The sequence below is a fragment of the Exiguobacterium sp. SH1S21 genome, assembly GCF_004337175.1.
In the GTDB taxonomy this organism is placed as follows: Bacteria; Bacillota; Bacilli; order Exiguobacteriales; family Exiguobacteriaceae; genus Exiguobacterium; species Exiguobacterium aurantiacum_A.
Map to the genome: position 1 here is coordinate 101162 of NZ_SJUY01000003.1, position 23076 is coordinate 124237.

At 51.2% G+C, this 23076-nt stretch carries 22 protein-coding genes; all 22 read right to left on the reverse strand.

Features of this window, described 5'->3' with window-relative positions:
- Positions 1–39: 39 nt before the first annotated feature.
- Positions 40–384 carry a 30S ribosome-binding factor RbfA gene (gene rbfA, locus EVJ24_RS05785; protein ID WP_071399626.1) on the reverse strand — a complete coding sequence of 115 codons (345 nt, stop codon included), beginning with the start codon at positions 382–384 and terminating at the stop codon, positions 40–42.
- Positions 385–402: 18 nt separating this feature from the next.
- The gene (infB, locus tag EVJ24_RS05790; protein WP_070327463.1) at positions 403–2622 is read right to left on the reverse strand and encodes a translation initiation factor IF-2; all 2220 of its coding nucleotides are present in this window, start codon (positions 2620–2622) and stop codon (positions 403–405) included.
- A 21-nt stretch (positions 2623–2643) separates the two neighbouring features.
- Complete coding sequence (locus EVJ24_RS05795; protein ID WP_070327464.1) at positions 2644–2940, reverse strand: YlxQ family RNA-binding protein; 297 nt, start codon at positions 2938–2940, stop codon at positions 2644–2646.
- Positions 2937–3215: an RNase P modulator RnpM gene (gene rnpM / locus EVJ24_RS05800; RefSeq protein ID WP_236637565.1), complete on the reverse strand. Its 279-nt coding sequence runs from the start codon at positions 3213–3215 to the stop codon at positions 2937–2939. Before rnpM ends, EVJ24_RS05795 begins: the two co-directional genes overlap by 4 nt.
- On the reverse strand, positions 3212–4378 hold the full coding sequence (gene nusA, locus EVJ24_RS05805) for a transcription termination factor NusA (RefSeq protein ID WP_070327466.1): 1167 nt from the start codon (positions 4376–4378) through the stop codon (positions 3212–3214). The genes rnpM and nusA overlap by 4 nt, the downstream gene beginning before the upstream one ends.
- 12 nt (positions 4379–4390) lie before the next feature.
- Positions 4391–4861, reverse strand: a complete 471-nt coding sequence (gene rimP, locus EVJ24_RS05810) for a ribosome maturation factor RimP (protein WP_070327467.1) — start codon at positions 4859–4861, stop codon at positions 4391–4393.
- 119 nt (positions 4862–4980) lie between these two features.
- Positions 4981–9255, reverse strand: a complete 4275-nt coding sequence (locus tag EVJ24_RS05815; protein ID WP_236637566.1) for a PolC-type DNA polymerase III — start codon at positions 9253–9255, stop codon at positions 4981–4983.
- A 94-nt stretch (positions 9256–9349) separates the two neighbouring features.
- On the reverse strand, positions 9350–11050 hold the full coding sequence (locus EVJ24_RS05820; RefSeq protein WP_131440238.1) for a proline--tRNA ligase: 1701 nt from the start codon (positions 11048–11050) through the stop codon (positions 9350–9352).
- Between the two features lie 31 nt (positions 11051–11081).
- On the reverse strand, positions 11082–12332 hold the full coding sequence (gene rseP / locus EVJ24_RS05825; protein WP_131440240.1) for an RIP metalloprotease RseP: 1251 nt from the start codon (positions 12330–12332) through the stop codon (positions 11082–11084).
- 16 nt (positions 12333–12348) lie between these two features.
- Positions 12349–13494 carry a 1-deoxy-D-xylulose-5-phosphate reductoisomerase gene (locus EVJ24_RS05830; protein ID WP_131440242.1) on the reverse strand — a complete coding sequence of 382 codons (1146 nt, stop codon included), beginning with the start codon at positions 13492–13494 and terminating at the stop codon, positions 12349–12351.
- A 13-nt stretch (positions 13495–13507) separates the two neighbouring features.
- Positions 13508–14305: a phosphatidate cytidylyltransferase gene (locus EVJ24_RS05835; protein WP_131440244.1), complete on the reverse strand. Its 798-nt coding sequence runs from the start codon at positions 14303–14305 to the stop codon at positions 13508–13510.
- A gap of 1 nt (position 14306) precedes the next feature.
- Positions 14307–15044 carry an isoprenyl transferase gene (locus tag EVJ24_RS05840; protein WP_131440246.1) on the reverse strand — a complete coding sequence of 246 codons (738 nt, stop codon included), beginning with the start codon at positions 15042–15044 and terminating at the stop codon, positions 14307–14309.
- 83 nt (positions 15045–15127) lie between these two features.
- The gene (frr, locus tag EVJ24_RS05845) at positions 15128–15688 is read right to left on the reverse strand and encodes a ribosome recycling factor (protein ID WP_035385902.1); all 561 of its coding nucleotides are present in this window, start codon (positions 15686–15688) and stop codon (positions 15128–15130) included.
- Positions 15685–16410: a UMP kinase gene (gene pyrH / locus EVJ24_RS05850; protein WP_071399619.1), complete on the reverse strand. Its 726-nt coding sequence runs from the start codon at positions 16408–16410 to the stop codon at positions 15685–15687. The genes frr and pyrH overlap by 4 nt, the downstream gene beginning before the upstream one ends.
- Before the next feature lie 109 nt (positions 16411–16519).
- The gene (tsf, locus tag EVJ24_RS05855) at positions 16520–17401 is read right to left on the reverse strand and encodes a translation elongation factor Ts (RefSeq protein ID WP_071399618.1); all 882 of its coding nucleotides are present in this window, start codon (positions 17399–17401) and stop codon (positions 16520–16522) included.
- A 120-nt stretch (positions 17402–17521) separates the two neighbouring features.
- Entirely contained in the window at positions 17522–18262 is a 741-nt protein-coding gene (gene rpsB, locus EVJ24_RS05860; RefSeq protein WP_021067146.1) for a 30S ribosomal protein S2, read from the reverse strand.
- Between the two features lie 152 nt (positions 18263–18414).
- On the reverse strand, positions 18415–18774 hold the full coding sequence (locus tag EVJ24_RS05865; protein ID WP_131440248.1) for a hypothetical protein: 360 nt from the start codon (positions 18772–18774) through the stop codon (positions 18415–18417).
- Positions 18775–18786: 12 nt separating this feature from the next.
- Positions 18787–19557: a FliA/WhiG family RNA polymerase sigma factor gene (locus EVJ24_RS05870; protein WP_131440250.1), complete on the reverse strand. Its 771-nt coding sequence runs from the start codon at positions 19555–19557 to the stop codon at positions 18787–18789.
- Positions 19558–19569: 12 nt separating this feature from the next.
- A complete protein-coding gene (locus tag EVJ24_RS05875; RefSeq protein WP_131440252.1) occupies positions 19570–20055 on the reverse strand; it encodes a chemotaxis protein CheD in 486 nt (161 codons plus the stop codon).
- Complete coding sequence (locus EVJ24_RS05880; RefSeq protein ID WP_070327478.1) at positions 20048–20647, reverse strand: chemotaxis protein CheC; 600 nt, start codon at positions 20645–20647, stop codon at positions 20048–20050. Before EVJ24_RS05880 ends, EVJ24_RS05875 begins: the two co-directional genes overlap by 8 nt.
- Positions 20637–21068 (reverse strand): chemotaxis protein CheW, encoded by a 432-nt coding sequence (locus EVJ24_RS05885; protein WP_070327479.1) that lies wholly within the window; start codon positions 21066–21068, stop codon positions 20637–20639. The genes EVJ24_RS05880 and EVJ24_RS05885 overlap by 11 nt, the downstream gene beginning before the upstream one ends.
- 12 nt (positions 21069–21080) lie before the next feature.
- Positions 21081–23057, reverse strand: coding sequence for a chemotaxis protein CheA (locus EVJ24_RS05890; RefSeq protein ID WP_131440254.1), 1977 nt, complete (start codon positions 23055–23057; stop codon positions 21081–21083).
- Positions 23058–23076: the final 19 nt, after the last annotated feature.

Sequence of the window (23076 nt, forward strand, 5' to 3'; positions counted from 1 at the left end):
TATCAAAAAAGGGGAGACACAAGTCCCCCCTTCAATTTATTAGTCTTTATTCAAATCACGGATCAACGAATCGATATGGCTACCATATGCGACCGAAGAATCGTATTCGAACGACAATTCCGGCGTCTTACGAAGACGGATCCGGCTGCCGATTTCACGGCGGATGAAGGCGCTCGCCTTATCAAGACCTGCCTGCGTCTCAGCCTTCACCTCGGCGACGTCTCCGAGCACCGTGTAATAGGCCGTCGCTTGTTGCAAATCTCCCGTCACGTCTACGCTCGTGATGGTCGCGTTCTTTGTACGTGGGTCGTTGACTTCGCGTAAAAGGATATCTGTGATCTCTTTACGCATCTGTTCAGCAACACGTTGGGCACGAATGTTCATACGTGTTCCCTCCTCACTTTATTTACGTTCGACTTCTTTCATGACGAACGCTTCGATGACGTCCTCCACTTTGATGTCGTCGTACTTCTCTACTTTGATCCCACACTCGTAGCCTGTCGCAACTTCTTTGACATCGTCTTTGAAGCGGCGGAGCGTATCGAGTTTACCTTCGTACACGACGATCCCGTTACGGATGACGCGTACGCCGGCATCACGTGAGATTTTACCTTCAGTGACGTAACAGCCGGCAATCGCACCGACTTTTGAAACTTTGAAGACGTCACGGACTTCGACTTGTCCGATCACTTCTTCAACGAACTCAGGGTCAAGCATCCCTTTCATCGCGCTTTCGATTTCATCGATCGCGTTATAGATGATACGGTGCAGACGCATTTCAACGTGTTCTTGTTCGGCCATTGATCGGGCGTTACCGTCTGGACGGACGTTGAATCCGATGATGATCGCGTTCGCTGCTGAAGCGAGGATGACGTCACCTTCTGTGATCGCACCGACACCTTGATGCACGATGTTGATCTTGACGCCTGCGACGTCGATTTTGCGGAGTGATCCAGCGAGCGCTTCAGCCGATCCTTGAACGTCTGCTTTGATGATGACGTTCAAGTCTTTGACTTCGCCTTCTTGAATCCGGCTGAACAAGTCTTCAAGACTGACTTTAGCCGATTCACGGCGCTGCGACTCGAGGTAACGTTGGTAACGTTTCTCTCCGATTGCACGTGCTTTTTTCTCGTCTTCGAAGACGATGAACTGGTCACCAGCTTGTGGGACATCGTTTAATCCTGTAATTTCGATTGGCGTCGATGGACCAACTTCTTTCACACGACGACCGATATCGTTGACCATGGCCCGGACACGTCCGAACGTGCTGCCGACGACGATCGAGTCACCGATACGAAGTGTCCCGTGTTGAACGAGAAGCGTGGCGACAGGACCGCGACCTTTATCGAGCTTCGCTTCGATGACCGAACCGCGAGCTGGCATTTCAGGCGTCGACTTGTACTCTTCGACTTCTGAAACGAGCAAGATCATCTCGAGCAACTCATCGATTCCCTCATCTTTCAAAGCAGAGATCGGTACGAAAATTGTTTCGCCGCCCCACTCTTCCGGTACGAGTCCGAATTCAGTCAACTCTTGTTTGACGCGGTCAGGGTTAGCCCCTTCTTTGTCCATTTTGTTGACGGCAACGATGATTGGGACGTTCGCCGCCTTCGCGTGAGAAATCGCTTCTTCTGTCTGTGGCATGACACCATCATCTGCTGCGACAACGATAATGGCGATATCCGTCACTTCAGCTCCACGGGCACGCATCGTCGTAAAGGCGGCGTGACCTGGTGTGTCGAGGAATGTGATTTTTTTACCGTTGATATCAACTTGGTACGCACCGATATGCTGCGTGATCCCACCAGCTTCGCCAGCGACGACTTTCGTGTTCCGGATCGAGTCGAGCAACGTCGTTTTACCATGGTCGACGTGACCCATGATTGTGACGACGGCAGGACGCTCAATGAGGTCGTACTCAGAGAAGTCGATTTCTACTTCTTCGAAGTCCGTCTCATCGATGATGACTTCTTTTTCGACTTCGAAACCGAATTCAGTTGCGAGCAATTCGATCGTCTCGTCATCGAGTGTTTGGTTGATCGTCGCCATGACGCCAAGACCCATCAATTTCATGATGATCTCGTTTGGCTTTTTATCCATCTTCGCCGCGAGATCCGATACGCTGAGGACATCCTCGTACTTGATGACGTTGCCCATTTCAGACTCTTGCGCTAAACGAGATGCTTTACGCTGGCTCGTTTTTGAATTTGGATCTGCTTCTAACGGGATTGCCGCTTTTGCAGGCTTCCCTTTAAATTTACCGCCGCGCTTTTTGTTGCGGTTATCGTTACGGTTGTTGCCGAAACGGTTGCCACCACGGTTTCCCGCTTGATTGCTCGGGGCGCTAGAAGTTTGTGGACGAGCTTTCGGTGCTTCTTTTTTCTCTGCTTCTTGTTTCGCAGCAGGCTTCGCTTCAGCCGGCTTCGACTCAGCAGGTTTTTCTTGCTTCTCAGCCGAACGATATTTCTCAGGGTTGAAGACACGGTCGAGTTGCTTGACCGACTCATCATCCAATACAGCCATGTGATTTTTCACCGACTTGTTCATCTTCTCGAGCTGAGTAATGACTTGTTTACTTGTTACATTCTGTTCTTTTGCAAATTCATAGACGCGTTTTCCCAAAGCATCCACCTCCGTTAATAGTTAAGAGAGAAGTTGCTTAAGCTTGTTCGCAAATCCGGATTCTGTCACAGACACGACGACTCGCATGTCTTTACCTAAAGCAGCTCCGATTGTATGTCGGTCGCTCACTTCGATTAATGGAACACCATACGATGTACATTTGTCGGTAATCCGTTTTCTCGTCGACGCTCCCGCGTCTCCGGCAAGAATGACGAGCTTGGCTCGGCCAGCCCGTACATCCTTCAAGACAAACTCTTCTCCCATCGTTACCTTCCTCGCACGTGAGGCGAGGCCTAACAATGATTCCCACTGACTCATGATTCGGCACCTGTGACAGCTTGTTCTAGCTGTTCATAAAGTGTCTCGCTCGTCTTTACTTTCAGATGATGATCAAGCGTTCGTTTTTTCTCTGCTAAACGAATCACATCGATATCTCTTGACAAATACGCGCCACGACCGTTCAGTTTGCCGGTCGTGTCGATGACGACGTCGCCTTCCGGCGTCCGTACGACACGAATCAAATCGTTCTTTGGCAACATCTCTTGAGTGATCACACATTTACGCAAAGGAAGTTTCTTTTGCTTCATGGTCATTCCTCTTCTTTTACCGCGGTTGGTTCGAGCGTCACATCAACCGAGTCAGTCTGTTCAACTTCATTGTGAACAATTTCTGGCGTTGATTCAACTTTTTCGGCATACGTATCGAACAAGTTCATGCTCTCTGCATCCGTCTCACTCTTAATATCAATTTTCCAACCTGTCAACTTGGCGGCGAGGCGCGCGTTTTGACCGCGTTTCCCGATCGCGAGCGACAATTGATAGTCCGGCACGACGACTGTCGTCGACTTGTTCGGTTCATTGACGTATACGTCAACGACTTGAGCCGGGCTGAGTGCGTTTTTAACGAACTCTTTTGGATCGTTCGACCAACGGACGATGTCGATCTTCTCACCGTTCAATTCATCGACAATCGTCTGGACACGTTGCCCTTTTGGACCGACACATGCGCCGACTGGATCGACGATGTCTGAGTGGACCGCGATTTTCGAACGGTCTCCCGCTTCACGCGACACCGACATGACGTCGACCGTCCCGCTCGCGATTTCTGGAACTTCGAGTTCGAACAAACGACGAAGTAGGCCAGGATGTGTCCGCGACACTTGAATCGCCGCGCCAGAACCTTTCGTCGTCGAGTCAACTTTCGTCACGTATACTTTGATGCGTTCATGAATCTTATACGACTCGTTCGGCATTTGTTCGTTCGGCGTCAACACCGCCTCGATGTTATTCTCTAAACCGATGTACAAGTTGCGCGGGTCAAACCGCTCGACGATCCCTGTCATGATCTCATCTTCTTTATCGACGAAGTGGTTGTAGATGCGTTCGCGCTCGGCTTCACGCATCTTTTGCGTGACGACTTGTTTGGCCGTCATCGCTGCGACACGACCAAAGTCGCTCGGTGTCACTTCTTCTTTATGGAAGTCCCCTAACTCAAAGTTCGGGTCGATTTCGTGCGCTTCTTCAAGCGAAAGCTGTTGGTCCGGATGCGTCAGGCGTTCAACGACTTCGAGAAGCGCGAACACGCGAATGTCACCTGTCACTTGGTCAAACTCAACTTTGACGTGCTCGTTCGGGTTGGCGACGTTTCGGCGATATGCCGAAATGAGCGCCTGTTCAAGCGCGTCGATGATGATTTCTTTCTCGATCCCTTTTTCTTGTGCAATCTGTTCGATTGTTGTGAGTAATTGTGGCCCCATCTTTACCTCTCCTTAACTAAACGTGACCGCTAGGCGGGCTTGTGCAATTTTATCAACCGGTAGTGATATCGCTTTTTTTCTAGTCTTGATGCGCGTTTCGACAACTGCGGTCTCGCCGTCGTACTCCGTCAAAATGCCCTCGAACTCTTTGGCACCTTCAATCGGGGCAAACGTTTTAATGTAGACGTTTTTCCCGATCGCCCGCTCAAAGTCAGTCGGCTTTTTAAGTGGTCGTTCGGCACCGGGACTCGAGACGTCAAGATAATAGGCTTGTTCGATTGGATCGGTAGCGTTTAATTTCTCCGAGAGTTGCTCGTTGATGTTGACGCAATCATCTAAATCGACGCCCCCCGGTTTATCGATATAGACGCGCAAGAACCAGTCTGGCCCTTCTTTCACGAATTCAACATCGACCAATTCCATGTTCGCTTGCTCGACAATCGGCAACGCGATTGTTTCGACGACTTCTGTTATTTTGGACACTCTCATCCCTCCTTCTGGCTTTTACATACAAGAAAGGAGTAGGGTTCCCTACTCCTTTCCGTCGTAGTATCCAACATTGTTCGATACCAATATATCATATTTTCCCGCTTTTTCGCAACTTACACCCCAAAATCAAAGAACGAAAGTTGGTTCTCGTCAGGCAGGCCTTCGAGACATTTCATCGTATCGAGCGTCTCGATAATCGTCTTCGACAATTTCGCCCGTTTCCGGAGATCCTCTTTTGACAAGAACTGACCTTCGGCACGCGCCTCGACAATCGCTTTCGCCGCGTTCGTCCCGAGTCCATCGACAGCGTTGAACGGTGGAATGAGCGTGTTGCCTTCAATCAAGAACTCGGTCGCATTCGAACGGTAAAGATCGATGTTTTGGAATTTCATGCCACGTTCGAGCATCTCAAGTGCGAGTTCGAGCACGGTGTGAAGCCCTTTATCTTTTGCCGTGGCGTCGAAGCCTTTCTCCCGGATATCAGACATCGCCTTGCGGACGGCCTGAGACCCTTTGATCATCGCCGACAAATCAAAATCGCCGGCGCGGACCGTAAAGTATGTCGCGTAATACAGAATCGGGTGGTGCACTTTGAAGTAAGCAATCCGGACGGCCATGAGCACGTACGCGGTCGCATGTGCTTTCGGGAACATGTATTTGATCTTCTTACAAGAAGAGATATACCATTCCGGGACGCTGTTCTCCCGCATCTCTGACTCCATATCGTCAGACAAACCTTTCCCTTTACGGACCGACTCCATGATTTTAAAGGCGAACGATGGCTCAAGTCCGGCGTAGATCAAGTAGACCATAATGTCGTCACGACACCCGATGACGTCTTTCAGTTCACACGTCCCGTTATAGATCAACTCGTTCGCATTCCCGATCCAAACGTCCGTCCCGTGAGACAGACCTGAAATTTGGACGAGCTCTGAGAACGTGGACGGTTTCGTCTCTTCAAGCATTTGGCGAACGAACTTCGTCCCAAACTCAGGAATACCGAGCGTCCCTGTTTTTGACTCGATTTGCTCCGGTGTGACACCGAGCACTTCAGGTGACGAAAAGATTTTCATGACGGTCGGATCATCCGTCGGAATCGTCAACGGGTCGATGCCTGATAAGTCTTGGAGCATCCGGATGACGGTCGGGTCATCGTGTCCGAGAATGTCGAGCTTGAGCAAGTTGTCGTGAATCGAATGGAAGTCGAAGTGTGTCGTCTTCCATTCAGACGTTCGATCGTCGGCCGGATACTGGATTGGCGAGATTTCGGAGATGTCCATATAGTCCGGGACGACGATAATCCCGCCTGGATGCTGCCCGGTCGTCCGTTTGACACCGGTGACACCCGAGACGAGACGATCGACTTCGGCGTTCCGGTAAATCTTATCGTTTTCGGTCGCATAGCCTTTCACATATCCGTACGCCGTCTTGTCGGCAATCGTCCCGATCGTCCCGGCACGATAGACGTACTCTTCTCCGAACAACACTTTCGTGTACGCGTGAGCGTGAGGCTGGTACTCACCTGAGAAGTTCAAATCGATATCTGGTACTTTGTCCCCTTTAAAGCCAAGGAACGTCTCGAACGGGATATCGTGTCCGTCTTTCGTATACCACGTCCCACACTCCGGACATTGCTTGTCCGGAAGATCGTACCCGGACCCAACCGATCCGTCATTAAAGAAGTGAGAGTGTTGACACTTCGGACAGACATAATGCGGTGGTAGTGGATTGACCTCCGTGATCTCGGTCATCGTCGCGACGAGACTCGACCCGACCGATCCCCGTGAACCGACGAGGTAACCGTCGTCGAGTGACTTCTTGACGAGTTTATGTGAGATCAAATAGATGACGGCGAAACCGTGGCCGATGATTGATTTCAGTTCCTTCTCGAGCCGGGCCTCGACGATCTCCGGAAGCTCGTCCCCGTAAATCGAGCGGGCCATGTCATAACTCATATTGCGGACCTCGTCATCCGCCCCTTCGATTTTCGGCGTATACAGTTCATCCGGGATAATTTGAATCGCTTCAATCTGGTCGGCGATTGCGTTCGGATTCGTGATGACAATCTCCCGTGCGAGCTCGTCACCTAAAAATTTAAACTCTTCCATCATTTCTTTCGTCGTCCGGAAATGGGCATGAGGCAACTCTTTTCTCGTGTTAATGAAGTTGGCCCCGCCTTGCGTCCGGATCAGGATTTCGCGATACGACCGATCCGTCCGGTCCAGGTAATGGACGTTCCCGGTCGCACAGACCGGAAGTCCCGCTTGACCTGCCACGCGAATGATCCGTTTGATGATATCACGAAGTTCAAGCTCGTTCGCGACGATTTCTTTATCGATCAGATGCATATAAAGTGCCGGCGGATGAATCTCGATGAAGTCATAAAATGCCATCATCTTCTCGAGCTCTTCGTCCGACTTGTTCAAGGCGGCGTCAAAGATCTCGCCGTTGTCGCACGCCGAGCCGATGAGCAGCCCTTCTCGGCGCTTCTCGATCTCAGAACGCGGCATCCGAGCCATCCGGAACAAGTAGTCGATGTGCGACAACGAAATCAACTCATACAAGTGACGCAATCCTGGTTTTTTCGTCTTCGCGTAAACCGTCGCATGAAACGGACGGATCTTCGAGACGTCACTGCCGACTTTCGCGTTCAGTGACCGATGCGTCTGCATCTCGAACATCTGTTTAGCCAAATCGAGCAACTTCATGAGCAGGTACGCCGTCGCCTCGGCGTCATAGATGGCCCGGTGATGCTGAGTCAATTCGATATCAAACCGCTTGGCGAGCGTGTTGAGACGGTGGTTTTTGAGCGTCGGTAAAATCGTCCGGGCCAGTTCAAGCGTATCGATGACCGGATAATCGTCCGGCTCATGTCCTCCGCTTCGGAGCGTCGCCTCGAGAAAGCTCATATCGAAAGAGGCGTTATGAGCGACGAGAATCCCGTCGCCACACCAGTCGACGAACTGTTTCGCGATCACTTCTGGGTCGGGCTGCCCGTGGACCATGTCATCGGTGATCCCGGTCAGTTCGATCGTCGTCGCCGAGAGTTGATGCTTCGGGTCGGCGAACGCTTCGAACCGGTCGATGATCTCACCGTCTTTAATCTTGACGCCGGCGAGTTCGATGATTTTGTTGTAGACGGCCGACAGACCGGTCGTCTCGACGTCGAACACGACGTACGTCGCCTCGTCGAGCGAGACGTCGGTCGGATGATACGCGACAGGCACGCCGTCATTGACGACGTTCGCCTCGACACCGTACAAGATTTTAATGTCGTTCTTTTTCCCGGCATAATATGCTTCCGGGAACGACTGCACACCGGCATGATCGGTGATGGCGATGGCGCGATGACCCCACTTGGCAGCCCGGGCGACGAGCGCCGACACGTTCGTGACCGCATCCATCTGGCTCATCTGCGTATGGGCGTGCAGTTCGACGCGCTTCTCCCCGGCCCATTCGTCACGCTTCGGTTCGACTTTCACTTCTTGGAGCTGCGACGCCATCATGCACAGTTCGCGCATGAAGCTATCGTCTTCGACTCGTCCGGCCGCTTGAATCCACATGCCTTTTTTGACGGCACTGAGCATACGGTCGTCATCATCGTCACGTGCAAACACTTTGACGATGAGCGAATCGGTATAGTCGGTCATCTTGATCGTGAATAGCTTCTTCCCGCTCTTCAACTCTTTCCGTTCTGCTGAAAACACGAGTCCACGGATGGCGACACGGCGTTCTTCTTCGATGATCGTCTTGATCGGGACGATCTCGTCTTTGATCAAGGCGCCCATCCGCACTTCCGTGATCGGCTCATCGTTCGATTCGGTCGCTTTGGCGAACTGAGCCGCGAGTGCGAGTTTCGCCTGTTCGATATCTTCTTGGACGACTTGTTCACGCAACGCCTGATTCGCTTCCGCGTCTTCTGAGAAACTCGCTTGGCACGGCTTTTTCGTAAACCCGTAAGCACTGTAGAGCGCTTGAACTTCTTGGCACAGCTCTTTATCGACGTAGCTCGCCTCAGGTGCGGAGCGGACGGGAATGAGCAACTTGTTTTGCTCGAAGCGCGGTTTGACAGTTGCGAAATAGCTTCGCATCGCCCCCGACACTTGACTGAGCTCACTGACGATGCGCGGCCAGTAGTCGATATAATCCTGCTCGCTTCCACCCGTCTCTGTCGTAAAACGAGCGTACACTTCATCGGCAAACGTCGCATACCGATTCTCGACCCGACTCATGAACAATTGATAAACCTCATATGGTAACACTTGGCGGATCTTGAAGTAAAACGTCCACGTCCGTCGTTGCTTATTGACGACAAGACGCGATAGTTCCGCTCCGTCGAACTGATCACTCTCTGTCGTGATCCCGAGATCCGTCAACAGTAATTGCATCTTTTGATTTGCTTCCACGGGTAAGTCGTCCCCCCCTTTTATATGACAATGTCGAAAAATGAAGGTGACGGCAAGAAACCGTCACCTTCATCGATCAATGCGTCTCGTTTAGCTGCGCGACAATCACTTGCGGCAACTCTTCTACCGTCGTTTCAATCACTTCGCCCGTAGCACGGACTTTCACTTCGACGATGCCTTCGCCGGCTTTCTTCCCGACGTTGATACGAATCGGCAAGCCGATCAAGTCAGCGTCGGCAAATTTAACGCCGGCCCGTTCTTTGCGGTCGTCGTACAATACATCATACTTCGACGATAGTTCATCGTAAAGTCGATTCGAAAGTTCGAGTTGCGTTTCGTCTTTCGCGTTGATCGCGATCAAGTGCAGATCAAACGGTGCGACACTCTTCGGCCAAACGATGCCGCGGTCGTCGTGATGCTGTTCGACGATCGCCGAAAGCGTCCGCGAAACACCGATGCCGTAACAACCCATGATGAGTGGTTCCGCCCGGCCTTCTTCGTTCAAGAACGTCGCGCCCATCGCTTCTGAGTAACGCGTGCCGAGTTTGAACACTTGACCGACCTCGATCCCACGTGCGAACCGGACTGGACCAGATTCGTCTGGTGCCAAGTCGCCTTCGACGACGAAGCGGAGGTCATGATACGTCAAGTGCGACAAGTCGCGTTCTGCATTGACGTGCATGAAGTGCGTGTTCGCAACGTTGGCGCCACATACCGCATCGACTAAATATTTAACGGCGTAATCCGCGACGACTTTGACCGGTGAGTTGATCGGTCCGAGCGTCCCTGGTTCACAGCCGAACAATTCAATGATCTTCGACTCGTCTTCCATTTGGATATCGAGTCCGCCAAGGGCGTTCTTCACTTTGACATCGTTCGCTTCGTGATCGCCGCGAACGATCGCCATGACCGTCTCGCCGTCGACGTTGAACAACACCGACTTGATCGTCGTGTTCGTCTCCACGTCCAAGAAACGCGCCACGTCTTCGATCGTCTTATGCTCTTTCGTATCGACTTGCTCGAGCTCGAGCACAACACCCGCTTGCATGTCGTAACGGTCCAGTGTTTCCGCCATCTCGATGTTCGCCGCGTATGACGACGAGTCCGTGTAGACGATCGTATCCTCACCGATTTCGGCGAGCGCCTGGAATTCGTGCGTGTCTTTCCCGCCAATCGCGCCTGAATCGGCCACGACCGGACGATACTTCAAACCGGCGCGGTCAAAGATGCGCGAATAAGCGTTATACATGTTGTCGTACTCTTCGTCCAAATCAGCCTGTGTGGCGTGGAACGAGTAGGCATCTTTCATCAAAAACTCACGTCCACGTAATAATCCGAACCGCGGACGACGCTCATCGCGATACTTCGTCTGAATCTGGTACAAGTTGACCGGTAACTTCTTATACGAGTTCAACTCGTCACGGACGATCGACGTGATCAACTCTTCGTGAGTCGCTCCAAGTGCGAAACGGCGGTCATGACGGTCCGTCAAACGCATCAGTTCAGGTCCGTAGATGTCCCAACGTCCCGTCTCTTCCCATAGCTCCGCTGGTTGGATCGCCGGCATGAGCAGTTCTTGCGCCCCGGCCCGGTTCATCTCTTCACGGATGATCGTTTGAATATTTTGTAACACACGATGACCGAGTGGTAAATAAGAGTAGATCCCCGCTGCATTTTGTCGAATAAATCCACCGCGCACGAGAAGTTGATGGCTGACAGCTTCAGCGTCAGCAGGAACCTCTCTCAAAGTAGGCATAAGCAATCTCGATTGTTTCATAAATATCAACGTTTCCCTTCTCTAACACAGTCTATTTGAAAAATGATTGGATATCGTTCCAAGTGACGATGAGCATGAGTAGCATAAGCAGGGCAAATCCGATAAAGTGGACGAACCCTTCTTTTTTTGGATCGATCGGTCGACCACGCACTGCCTCGAACAACAAGAAGATGAGTCGTCCCCCGTCAAGCGCCGGAAGTGGCAACAAGTTGAAGATCGCCAAGTTGACGGATAAAAGTGCCGTCCAGTTGAGCAACATGATGAAACCGCTCGCTGCCACTTCGTCGGTCATGCGGACAATCCCGACCGGACCTGCGAGTTGATCGACTCCAACTTGGCCGGTCACTAAATCACCGACCGCAGAGAAAATCAATGTCGACATCGTCCACGTCGTCTCAGCTCCTGTTGTGAACGCTTTTGTCGGTGATCGCTCGAGCGCATTTGTCACGCCAAGGATACCGACCGTCTCACCATTTTGTTCGACTGCTTGAGGTGTGAGCGTTACCGTTTGTTCCTCACCCGCCCGAATATAGGTCACCTCGGTCGGTGTATCGGCACGATCGGCCAAAACCGTTCTCAAATCGAGCCAGTTATCAATCGTCTCACCCTCGATCGAGACGATTTCGTCTCCGGTGACGAGCCCGGCTTGATCAGCCGCTGAATCCGGTTGTACCGTCCCGATTTGACCGTCGTCTGTCGGTGTACCTTGCACGAGACCGACAATGACGAGCAAGACGAAAGCAAGGACGAAGTTCATGGCCGGGCCAGCTGCGATCGCGAGCACTCGCTTCCAAACTGATTGCGCTCCGAACGTGCGGTCGTACGGTGCGATTTGAATCTCCATACCTTGATCGACGAGGAGTGTGTCGCGCTCGAGTGTGTACACCCGCACTTCTTCGTCGACGAGCAATTGAATCTTCAATTCACGGATCGAATCGAACTTGTCGACCGTGCCGACGACGTGTACATCCGTCGCTTGGTCCGGTTGGAAATAGACGCGGTCGACTGTGCCAGCGCTCGTTAACCGGAGCCCGACTTGTTGACCGGCCTTCACTTCGATCGGCTCGAAATCCTCACCCGCCATCTTGACGTAACCACCGATCGGCAATAAGCGAATCGTATAGAGCGTCTCATTCTTTCTGAACGAAAAGATTTTCGGTCCAAACCCGATTGCAAATTCATGACAGAGAATCCCTGCCCGTTTCGCCATGACGAGGTGTCCCCATTCATGAACTGAAATGAGCACCCCAAACATCAAAACGATGGCGATAAAAGTTTGCATGATCTATTTCCCACCTTCACTTTCGTTGCTGAATTTGTTCACGAACCGATTGATCGACTTGAAGGATCTGCTCAAGCGTCGGTTCTACAATGACTGTATGTGCATCCATCGCTTGCGCGACGATCGATTCAATCTCGACGAACGCAATCTTTCCGTTCAAGAACAAATCGACAGCCGTTTCGTTAGCCGCATTCAACACGGTCGGCATTGAACCACCTTGACGACCTGCTTCATACGCTAGTCGAAGAGCCGGATAGCGATCTAAATCGGCTTCCGCAAAATGGAGCGTTCCGATTTCTCTCAAGTTTAACCGCTTGTTCCCTTCGATTTCAAGCCGTTTCGGGGTAGAGAGCGCATAGAGGATCGGTCCCCGCATATCGGGGTTTCCGAGTTGCGCCATGACTGCTGCGTCTTTAAACTCGACCATCGAGTGAATGATCGACTCCCGATGGAGCACCACTTCAATATCATTATAATCGATATCGAACAACCAGTGCGCTTCGATGACTTCGAGCCCTTTGTTGAACATCGTCGCCGAATCGATTGTGATTTTTGCACCCATCGACCAGTTCGGATGATTGAGCGCTTCTTCGACGGTCACGCTCGCTAATTCAGCGCGTGTCTGATCACGGAAACTTCCGCCAGAGGCCGTCAAAATGATTTTTGAAACGTCCTCACGACGTTCTCCGTTCAGGCATTGGTAGATGGCCGAGTGTTCACTGTCGACCGGAAGCAAACTGACGCCGTGCTCTTTGACGGCGGCCATGACGAGATGTCCGGCTGTGACGAGCGTTTCTTTGTTCGCCAAGGCGATATCTTTACCGGCTTTAATGGCGGCAAGCGTCGGCTCTAAGCCGACTGCCCCGACGACGGCCGTGACGACCACATCGGCCCGCTCAGCGGTCGCACATTCGATCAACCCTTCGAGTCCGATAAAAAAGAGTGGTTCGTATGTAAGGCGTGGCTTGAGCTGTTCGAGTACCTCGATCGTTTTGGCTGATACGTATTTCGGGCGAAGGCGGTTGATCCATTCCTCGGCTACCTCGACGTTCGTTCCGAACGCGTACGCCTCAAGTTCAAACAAGTCGGGGTGCTGCTCGATCACGTCGCACGTCTGTACGCCGATCGAACCAGTCGCCCCGATTAAGCTGATTCGCTTCATCTTGACACTCCTTTTACAACAAATTGAAAATCCAAATGACGGTGAATACCGCGATCATACTATCAAACCGGTCTAAAATGCCACCATGTCCCGGTAATAGATGTCCAGAATCTTTTACGCCAAACTGACGTTTGTACGCTGATTGTACCAAATCACCGAGCTGGCCGACGACAGAAACGACAACCGCTAAGACGAGCACTTCGACGAGCGGTAGGACCGGTTCAATCAAGACATAGACGACACCGACGACCACAGCTGAAACAATACCGCCGACAGCTCCTTCGATCGTCTTGTTCGGGCTGATCGAGGGCCACAGTTTCGTCTTACCGATTGCTTTCCCCGTGAAATAAGCACCCGAGTCGGTCGCCCAAATGATAAATAAGACGAGCAATACTTTCGCCAGCCCGTCTTCAGACAGACGGACGAGGGCAAAGCTTGAAAACCCGATGACGAGATAAACAGCCGAGACGAAATAAAAACTCGCATCTTCATATGTGAAACGGTTTTTCGTGACGACCGTCCAAAAGAGAAGCAGCATTAACCCGAGCACCATCCATTGACTCGACGAAATCGGAAGTTCACTCGTCAACAACTGCCGTTCTAAGAGCATCATGACGAACGGGAACGCTACGAGCAACGATGTCACGAGGAACGGGAACGCTGTCAACTTATGTTCACGCATCATCGTAAACTCGCTCAAACCGATCAAAGCGAGCACGCCCATCAAGATGACGAACGGGCTGCCGCCAAGGGCGATCAAGCTGACAAAGATGGCGCCGGCCCAAAGTCCGGTAATAATTCGTGTTTTCATATTACACTCCACCAAACCGACGCGTACGTGTATTGTACGCTTCGATTGCTTCGACGAAGTGCTCACGTTTGAACTCGGGCCACAATACGTCTGTGAAGTGGAGTTCGGCATACGCCCCTTGCCAGAGCAGGAAGTTCGATAACCGTTGTTCACCGCTCGTCCGAATGATCAAATCGACATCTTGCATATTCGTCATGAGCCGCTCTCCGATCATTGACTCGTCGATCTCATCTGGATTGATTTGTCCGGCCGACACGTCGCGCGCAATGTTACGCATCGCTTGGATGAGTTCGTCACGGCCGCCATAGTTCAACGCGAAGACGAGGTCTAACCCCGTGTTCGTCGCGGTACGTGTGCGCGCTTCCTCGACCGCCTCACGTGTTCCACGCGGTAGTTTCGACACGTCACCGGCGACGAGCACTCTGACGTTTTGTTCGTCGAGTTCTTTTAAGTCGGTCTCTAAAAATTGCTTCGGCAACTTCATCAAAAAATTGACTTCTTCTTCTGGACGCGTCCAGTTTTCAGTCGAGAACGCGTAAAGCGTCAGCGACTTGATGCCGAGCTCTTGAGCCGTCCGGACTGATTCACGGACCGATTTCATCCCTTCCCGGTGACCCATGATGCGCGGGAGCCCGCGTTTCTTCGCCCAACGGCCGTTTCCGTCCATGATGATGGCGACATGTTCGGGGATGCTCAATTCCGCCTCAGTCTTCGTTTTAGGATTCACCCATTTAAACATAGTCTATCCTCCTGATTGTATGAAAGAGGGACCCTTTCAGTAAAAGGGTCCCCACACAGCTTTTTGGTATACCACTTCCGTGATTATACTTCCATGATCTCTTTTTCTTTGACCGCTGCAGACTCATCAATCTTTTTGATGTAGGAATCCGTTAACGTTTGAACGTCGTCCGCGTAACCGCGGAGGTCGTCTTCTGTCAAATCACCATCTTTTTCAAGCTTCTTCAAGTTCTCGTTCGCGTCACGACGAACGTTACGAACCGCAACTTTCGCTTCTTCCGCATACTTCTTCGTGATTTTAACGAGTTCTTTCCGGCGCTCTTCCGTCAAAGCAGGGATCGCTAAACGGATGACTGTCCCGTCCGAAGATGGCGACAGACCGAGATCCGCTCTTTGAATCGCTTTCTCGACTTCCGTCACGAGCGACTTGTCCCAAGGTTGGATCAACAAAAGACGAGCTTCCGGCGTGTTGATGTTCGCTACTTGGTTGAGCGGCGTTGGCACACCGTAGTAGTCGACTTGGACCGGATCCAAAATCGATGCACTGGCGCGTCCGGTGCGGAGCGTCCCAAAATCACGTTTTAATGATGTATGGGCTTTAACCATCTTTTCTTCAGCCGTTTTCATAACTTCGTTTGCACTCATGAATTGATTCCTCCCACTACCGTCCCGATATGTTCCCCGAGAACGACACGTTTGATATTTCCTTCTTCAAGCAATGAGAATACAATCAGCGGAATATGGTTGTCCATGCATAGTGATGTCGCTGTCGAGTCCATGACTTGGAGACCGTCTTTTAAGACGTCCAAGTATGTGAGTGACTCGTATTTGACCGCATCCGGGACAAGTTTCGGGTCTGCCGAGTAGACGCCATCGACGTTGTTTTTCCCCATTAAGATGACATCAGCTTCGATCTCGGCTGCCCGGAGCGCTGCTGTCGTATCTGTCGAGAAGTATGGGTTACCCGTCCCTGCTGCAAAGATGACGACCCGGCCTTTTTCAAGGTGGCGCATCGCCCGACGGCGGATATACGGTTCAGCAACTTGACGCATTTCAATTGATGTTTGGACGCGGGTTTGGACACCGTGTGTTTCGAGGCTGTCTTGAAGTGCAAGCGAGTTAAGTACAGTTGCGAGCATGCCCATGTAATCGGCATTGGCCCGGTCCATACCGAGTTCGCTTCCCGTCTTTCCGCGCCAGATGTTTCCGGCACCTACGACGACCGCTACTTCGACGCCCATGGCGACTAACTCTTTAATCTGTCCAGAAATCGAGTTGACGATTGCCGGATCGATTCCGTATCCTTGATCTCCTGCGAGCGCTTCTCCACTCAATTTTAACACAATTCTCTTATATTTCGGTTCCATACTTTGCCTCCTCATGCTTGAAAAAAGGGAACACGCTCCCTTAACGAACTAACTCAAGGTTATACAGACGTGTTCCCAATTTTAATTGCATCATCATACATGACGCAGATTATTTTTTAAGTTGGTTCATTACTTCTTCAGCAAAGTTTTCTTCGCGTTTTTCCATACCTTCTCCAACTTCGAAACGTACGAACGAGTTGATACGGCCGCCTTTAGACTCTACGTATTTTCCAACTTTGAAGTCAGCGTCTTTGACGAACGTTTGGTCGACGAGGCAGATTTCTTCGAAGTACTTGTTCATGCGTCCCGCGATCATCTTCTCGACGATGTTAGCAGGTTTGCCTTCGTTGATTGCTTGTTCAGTCAAGACTTTCTTCTCGCGCTCTGCTTCTTCAGCCGAGACTTGGTCACGTGTCGCGTAAAGTGGGTTAGCTGCTGCTACGTGCATAGCTACATCTTTCGCTACTGACTCATCTGTCGTGCCGTCGATGACGACGACCGAACCGATGCGTCCGCCCATGTGAAGGTAAGTGCCGAATACAGCGTCGTCCGCTTTTTCAAGAACAGCGATGCGACGGAGCGAGATTTTCTCTCCGATTGTCGATGCTTCTTCTTGAATGTGAATCTCAAGCGTTTTACCAGCCACGAATTCAGCAGCAAGTGCTGCTTCAACTGTTGTCGCTCCTGAAGCGAGAACTGCTTTCGCCACGTCGCTGACGAGTGTTTGGAACTTCTCGTTTTTCGCAACGAAGTCCGTTTCTGAGTTGACTTCGACGAGAGCAGCTTTGTTGCCTTCAACCGCTACTGCTGTCAAGCCTTCAGCTGCGATACGATCGCCTTTAGCTGCTGCTTTAGCAATCCCTTTTTCACGAAGGAAGTCGATTGCCGCTTGCATGTCACCATCTGTTTCAGTGAGTGCTTTCTTGCAATCGAGCATACCTGCTCCTGTTTTTTCACGAAGTTCTTTTACCATTGCTGCTGTAACTGCCATCGGAAATTCCTCCTTGTAAAACTTACATTTTTTTAAAATAAAAGCACTAGGCTTCGAATAGACTATTTCCTAAAAAAAGGTGATAAAAGGCTTTCCCTTTATCACCTGTTGTCTAACTGATTACTCAGCTTCTGTAGCTTCAGCTTCTGGAGCTACAGCTTCTTCAGCAACTTCTTCTTCGCCTTGCTTCGCTTCGATGATCGCATCAGCCATCTTAGAAGTGAGCAATTTAACCGCACGAATTGCATCGTCGTTCGCTGGGATAACGTAGTCGATTTCATCTGGGTCACAGTTTGTATCGACAATCGCAACGATTGGGATGTTCAATTTGTGAGCTTCTGCAATCGCGATCCGCTCTTTGCGTGGGTCAACGATGAAGAGAGCGTCAGGAACGCCTGGCATATCTTTGATTCCGCCGAGGAACTTCTCAAGACGTGTCATTTCTTTTTTCAAGATGATGACTTCTTTTTTAGGAAGTACTTCGAACGTGCCGTCAGCTTCCATTTTCTCAAGTTGCTTCAAGCGGTTAATACGCTTTTTGATTGTTGAGAAGTTTGTGAGTGTTCCACCCAACCAACGCTCATTGATGAAGTACATACCTGAACGGAGTGCTTCTTCTTTGATTGTATCTTGAGCTTGTTTTTTCGTACCTACGAAGAGGACGTTTCCGCCTTCTGCCGCGAGTTCACGAACGAAGTTGTAAGCTTCGTCTACTTTTTTAACCGTCTTTTGAAGGTCGATGATGTAGATTCCGTTACGCTCCGTGAAGATGTATTTCGCCATTTTTGGGTTCCAACGACGTGTCTGGTGACCGAAGTGTACACCAGCTTCGAGCAATTGCTTCATTGAGATTACTGCCATGATAAATTTCCTCCTTGTGGTTTAAAAAAGTCCTCCGCCTCGTTCATCGTTGTACTCCGACCTTTCGGCACCGAGGAATACCATCCCGAGACGTGTGTGATGTGTTTAACACCGAAAATTACTATAGCACATGTCGCCGAATCCGGCAACTCTCACTTTTGTCGAAGTTTCGCATAAAGCGCCACTTCGCCTTCCCCTTTTCCGAGGAGACGTGCCGTGTCGCGGACTGAATGACGGAGCAACACCTCTTCAACGCTCGGGTTAACCGCGCCGTCTTCAGACGTTTCAGTTTCTGTCTCGGCGATTTCAGCCGAGGTCGGTTTTGACGATTCAGGCGCGTCGTTTTTCACAACATCGCTCATCGATTCCATGAATGACAAGAGCAGCGCCTCTGTCTCGCGTTTCTCGCTTTCGAGCCGATTGACGCGTTCGTTCAATGTCTTGATCTGCCGGAAACCGATCAACAGACCATAGGCAATCACGATCCCCGCGATCAGCAACACAAAAGTCATCCCTTCACCTCCTCACGATGTCTTCTCTTCTAGATACGAGCGGCCTAGCGCCAGTTTGAGTGTCTTTAACGCCTTCGAATGAATCTGTGAGATGCGGGAAGTCGATAATTCTAACACTTCCCCAATCTCCGTCAATGTCAACTCGTCAAAATAAAATAACGAGACGACAAGACGTTCTTTTTCAGAAAGATGATCAATCTCGGTCGTCAGCACGTCGACTAACTCGCGTTGCAATAACGTGTCTTCCGGTTTTTCCGAATCGGGGTCAAAGTACGTGACCGACATGACTTTTCCTTCTTCTTGGAGCGTCACCGCCTCGTCAATCGACAACATGTTTGCGAAATACCCTTCCGCCATCGCCTTTTCGATATCAGCGATCGGAAGCGCGCACGCGTCGGCCAATTCTTCTTTCGTCGGGGCACGGTGCAGCTTTTGCTCGAGTTGTTCGGCGACATGGTCAATCTTCTTCACGCGCTCTCGTACCGAGCGCGGCAGCCAATCGATTTTTCGAAGTCCGTCGATAATGGCGCCCCGAATCCGGAAAGCCGCATACGTATCGAATTTATTATTATGTTCCGGATCATATTTCATGAGGGCATCGTACAATCCCATGTAACCCAAACTTTTCAATTCGTCGCGTTCGACGCTCTTTGGGAGCGTCACGATCATTCGTTGCACGTGATAATGGATCAGAAATTCATAATGTGATAATAATTCATTTGCCGTATCCATATCGCGGTCAGTATTCCAACGATCCCACAACTGGGTAAGCTGAGTCGTCATGTCGATCCCCCCTTATAGTTCTTTTGTTCCGATACTCACTGTCCGAATCGATAAGACGCATGTTGCAACGTCAAATTCAATCGTTCGTCCGTTATGCCCACCACAATCCTCGGCGATTAGCGGGATGTGATGTGCTTTTAAAGCGATGCGGATTGCTTCGGCATTTCGTTCCCCGATTCGCATCGCCGCGTTCTCATATTTGAATTGAAACATTTGGGCCCCACCGGCCATCTTGGCTTGCAGACGTCCTGCCCCGGCCCGTTTGAGTGACTCGACGAGCGCATCGATGGCCGTATCCGCATATTTCCCGACTTCGATCGTTTGGTGTTTCCTTGCGATCGCCGAATCTGGAAGCATGACGTGTGCCATCGCCGCCACTTGCATCCGGGCATCATACAAAATGACACCGACGCATGAGCCGAGTCCTGCCGTACGGAGCCGGTTCGGTGCTGTCGTCTGCTTCCACTCGGCAATTCCGATTTTAAGAACTTCAGCCATGGCCAAGCAACCTTCGTTGAATCCGATCTAGCGAGCCGTGCGTCGGTAAGAAGAGCACATGCCCGGCACTCACCTTCTCGTCTATCATGAAAGTTGTGTCGATATAGAGCGCGGCATCTTCTTCCGGTTGAACGGACGTGACGACAAACTCGACGATCGATCCGGCCATATCAATCGCGGTCGCCGGCACTTGAATCATGATCGGCGTATTGAGCCAGTCGCCTAACGCTCGCGCGTAGGCCCCGCTCATAATGTTACCGATCTCCTCCCACGCCGATTGACCGAGCTCGTTGTTCGATTGGAACGTGAACGGTGAACCGATCAGCGAAGCCACCATACTCTCCGCATCATCCACCGGGAACATGATCAGGATCATGCCACTGATCTCGCCTCCAAGCTCTAACAGGACAGAGGCCACATGGCGCTCCGGACCACCGACGCGGTCCGGTAAATACGTGATCGGTTCCATTTCAGCAGACGATACCGTGATGTTGACCGGCTTAGCGAGCAGTGTCGAGAGCGCGGTCGCCGCATGTCCAGAACCGATGTTCCCAAGTTCTTTTAACAAATCTTGTTCAAATTCACTCAGCATGTTGGTCCTCGAACAACGCGTTCGCATCGAGAAGCGAGAACAGCTTGTCCTCACCTTTAGCGATCGCCGTCAAGTGTGCCGAGTGCATCTCGTGGCTCGAATCCGGGATCGGTTCGATCCGGACTTCATCGCTCTCGACGACTTCGTTGGCACGATCGACGATAAAACCAGCATCGCCTTGATTCAAAGAAGCGATCAAAATCCGTGTCTCGTCTGTCGGTGCGATTTCTTCATAACCGAGGCGAAGCCTGAGGTCGATGACCGGCGTGACCACACCGCGGAGGTTGATGACGCCCTTCACGTGTGCTGGTGCGTTCGGCACCCGGGTGACAGGTTGTAACCGTTCAATCGAACGGACTGATTGGACATCGATTCCGTACGTGTTCGATGCGAGTGAAAACACTACCCATTTTTGTTCCATCTTTCTTCCTCCTTAAAAGAGATCGTTGCTATCTACGATGAGAGCGACCCGTCCATCTCCGAGAATCGTTGCCCCCGAAATAGCCGGAATGCCTTCGAGATACGTCCCGAGTGGCTTCATGACAATCTCTTGTTGACCAATCAAGTCGTTCACGACGACTCCGACGAGTTTATTACCTTTACGCACGACGACGACCGGGAACTGTGATTTTGTTTCCGAATCGATCCCGAAAATTTCTTTTAAATAAACGAGCGGGACGAGTTGTCCGCGGAAATCGAAGACACGTTCGCGATGGGCCGTCAGGATGTTGGCTTCATCGAGCAATGTCGTCTCGAGAATCGATGACAACGGGATGGCATACGTCTCGTCACCCGCTTGGACGAGCATCGCCGAGATGATTGATAACGTGAGCGGTAGACTGACTTGGAACTTGGTTCCTTGTCCAACCACGGTCTCGAGCGTGACGACACCACCGAGCGATTCGATTTTATTTTTGACGACGTCGAGTCCGACGCCACGACCTGACAAGTCTGTGACAACGTCTGCCGTTGAGAAGCCCGGTGCAAAGATGAGCATCGCGAGCTCGTTGTCTGTCATCGTCGCCGCTTCTTCAGTCGTGATGACACCACGTTCGAGCGCTTTCGACCGGACTTTATCGACATTGATTCCCGCTCCATCATCTTCAATCTCGATGAAGACACGGTTACCGCCATGGTAAGCACGAAGGGCGAGTCGCCCTTGTTGCGGTTTTCCGGCTTGGACGCGTTTGTCAGGAAGCTCGATGCCATGATCAATCGCGTTGCGAATCAAGTGGACGAGCGGATCACCGATCTCATCGATTACGGTCCGGTCGAGTTCCGTGTCAGCTCCTGAGATATCGAGTTGAACTTTTTTATGAATGTCTTTCGCGACCGAGCGGACCATCCGTGGGAACCGGTTGAACACTTGCTCGATTGGCATCATCCGCAACGTCAACACGAGTGATTGCAGTTCGTTCGTGCCACGTTTGATTTTTTCGACCGTCTCGTTGAGTTCAGGCTGTCCGACCTCGTCGGCAAGGCGTTCGAGTCGGCCGCGGTCGATGATGAATTCTTCAAACAAGTTCATGAGACGATCGATCCGTTCTAAATTGACACGAATCGTCTTCGCTTGAGCGACAGGTTGTTCTTTCGGTTCTTCTGCTTCTTGCGCTTTCGGTTTTATTTCTTGCACTGCTACCGCTTCTGCACTCACAGCAATTTCCGGCTCGCTCTCGCTCACGCTCGTAAATACCGAGACGTGGACTGTTTCAACTTCCGACACTTGCGAGACGGCGTGTTCGATGACTGCAGCCGTCTCTTGTGACAAGAACAAGACATCAAACGACAAGTCGAACTGTTCTTGCTCAATCGCTTCCGTCTCAGGGTGGGTCCGGACGACTTCACCGAGCTCTTGGAGCCGATCAAACACCATGTAAGCCCGGGCTGCTTTTAAGACGACGGCATCCGATAACTTAACATGAAGTTGGAACGCCTCAAAACCGGTCTGTTTCGCTTGTTCGATGACCGAATCCGCATACAAGTCGACAGTAAACACCGACGACTCTTCCGCCACAGCGATTTTTTGTTCCTTACCTCCGATAAACGACTGGAATGCCAAAACCGTCGCTTTGACGTCGACGTTCGTACCGGTTCCACCCGTCTCGATGTCGGCAATCATCGCTTCAATCTGTTCCATTGCGGTAAACATCGTATCAAGCAACAATTGGTTGCTCTCTTTTTTGCCTGACCGGACAAGGTCAAGGGCACTCTCCATCTCGTGTGTCAAATTGGCCACGCTTTCGTAACCCATCGTCGCCGACATCCCTTTGAGCGTATGGGCCGAACGGAAAATCTCTTGAACCGCTTCAGCACTAGCCGTCTGCTCAAATTTCATCAACTGTGTGTTGACCGATTGGATATGCTCTTGTGACTCATCCAAAAACAACCCTAAGTATTCGTTCACGTCCATCTATATTGCCTCCCTGTCG

Excerpts from the sequence above, each read along its gene's own strand:
- rbfA (WP_071399626.1), bottom strand. The coding sequence starts at position 384 with ATGAACATTCGTGCCCAACGTGTTGCTGAACAGATGCGTAAAGAGATC.
- EVJ24_RS05795 (WP_070327464.1), bottom strand. The coding sequence starts at position 2,940 with ATGAGTCAGTGGGAATCATTGTTAGGCCTCGCCTCACGTGCGAGGAAG.
- rnpM (WP_236637565.1), bottom strand. The coding sequence starts at position 3,215 with ATGACCATGAAGCAAAAGAAACTTCCTTTGCGTAAATGTGTGATCACT.
- nusA (WP_070327466.1), bottom strand. The coding sequence starts at position 4,378 with ATGGGGCCACAATTACTCACAACAATCGAACAGATTGCACAAGAAAAA.
- EVJ24_RS05815 (WP_236637566.1), bottom strand. The coding sequence starts at position 9,255 with ATGCAATTACTGTTGACGGATCTCGGGATCACGACAGAGAGTGATCAG.
- EVJ24_RS05820 (WP_131440238.1), bottom strand. The coding sequence starts at position 11,050 with ATGAAACAATCGAGATTGCTTATGCCTACTTTGAGAGAGGTTCCTGCT.
- rseP (WP_131440240.1), bottom strand. The coding sequence starts at position 12,332 with ATGCAAACTTTTATCGCCATCGTTTTGATGTTTGGGGTGCTCATTTCA.
- EVJ24_RS05830 (WP_131440242.1), bottom strand. The coding sequence starts at position 13,494 with ATGAAGCGAATCAGCTTAATCGGGGCGACTGGTTCGATCGGCGTACAG.
- EVJ24_RS05835 (WP_131440244.1), bottom strand. The coding sequence starts at position 14,305 with ATGAAAACACGAATTATTACCGGACTTTGGGCCGGCGCCATCTTTGTC.
- EVJ24_RS05840 (WP_131440246.1), bottom strand. The coding sequence starts at position 15,044 with ATGTTTAAATGGGTGAATCCTAAAACGAAGACTGAGGCGGAATTGAGC.
- frr (WP_035385902.1), bottom strand. The coding sequence starts at position 15,688 with ATGAGTGCAAACGAAGTTATGAAAACGGCTGAAGAAAAGATGGTTAAA.
- pyrH (WP_071399619.1), bottom strand. The coding sequence starts at position 16,410 with ATGGAACCGAAATATAAGAGAATTGTGTTAAAATTGAGTGGAGAAGCG.
- tsf (WP_071399618.1), bottom strand. The coding sequence starts at position 17,401 with ATGGCAGTTACAGCAGCAATGGTAAAAGAACTTCGTGAAAAAACAGGA.
- rpsB (WP_021067146.1), bottom strand. The coding sequence starts at position 18,262 with ATGGCAGTAATCTCAATGAAGCAATTGCTCGAAGCTGGTGTACACTTC.
- EVJ24_RS05865 (WP_131440248.1), bottom strand. The coding sequence starts at position 18,774 with ATGACTTTTGTGTTGCTGATCGCGGGGATCGTGATTGCCTATGGTCTG.
- EVJ24_RS05870 (WP_131440250.1), bottom strand. The coding sequence starts at position 19,557 with ATGACGACTCAGCTTACCCAGTTGTGGGATCGTTGGAATACTGACCGC.
- EVJ24_RS05875 (WP_131440252.1), bottom strand. The coding sequence starts at position 20,055 with ATGGCTGAAGTTCTTAAAATCGGAATTGCCGAGTGGAAGCAGACGACA.
- EVJ24_RS05880 (WP_070327478.1), bottom strand. The coding sequence starts at position 20,647 with ATGCTGAGTGAATTTGAACAAGATTTGTTAAAAGAACTTGGGAACATC.
- EVJ24_RS05885 (WP_070327479.1), bottom strand. The coding sequence starts at position 21,068 with ATGGAACAAAAATGGGTAGTGTTTTCACTCGCATCGAACACGTACGGA.
- EVJ24_RS05890 (WP_131440254.1), bottom strand. The coding sequence starts at position 23,057 with ATGGACGTGAACGAATACTTAGGGTTGTTTTTGGATGAGTCACAAGAG.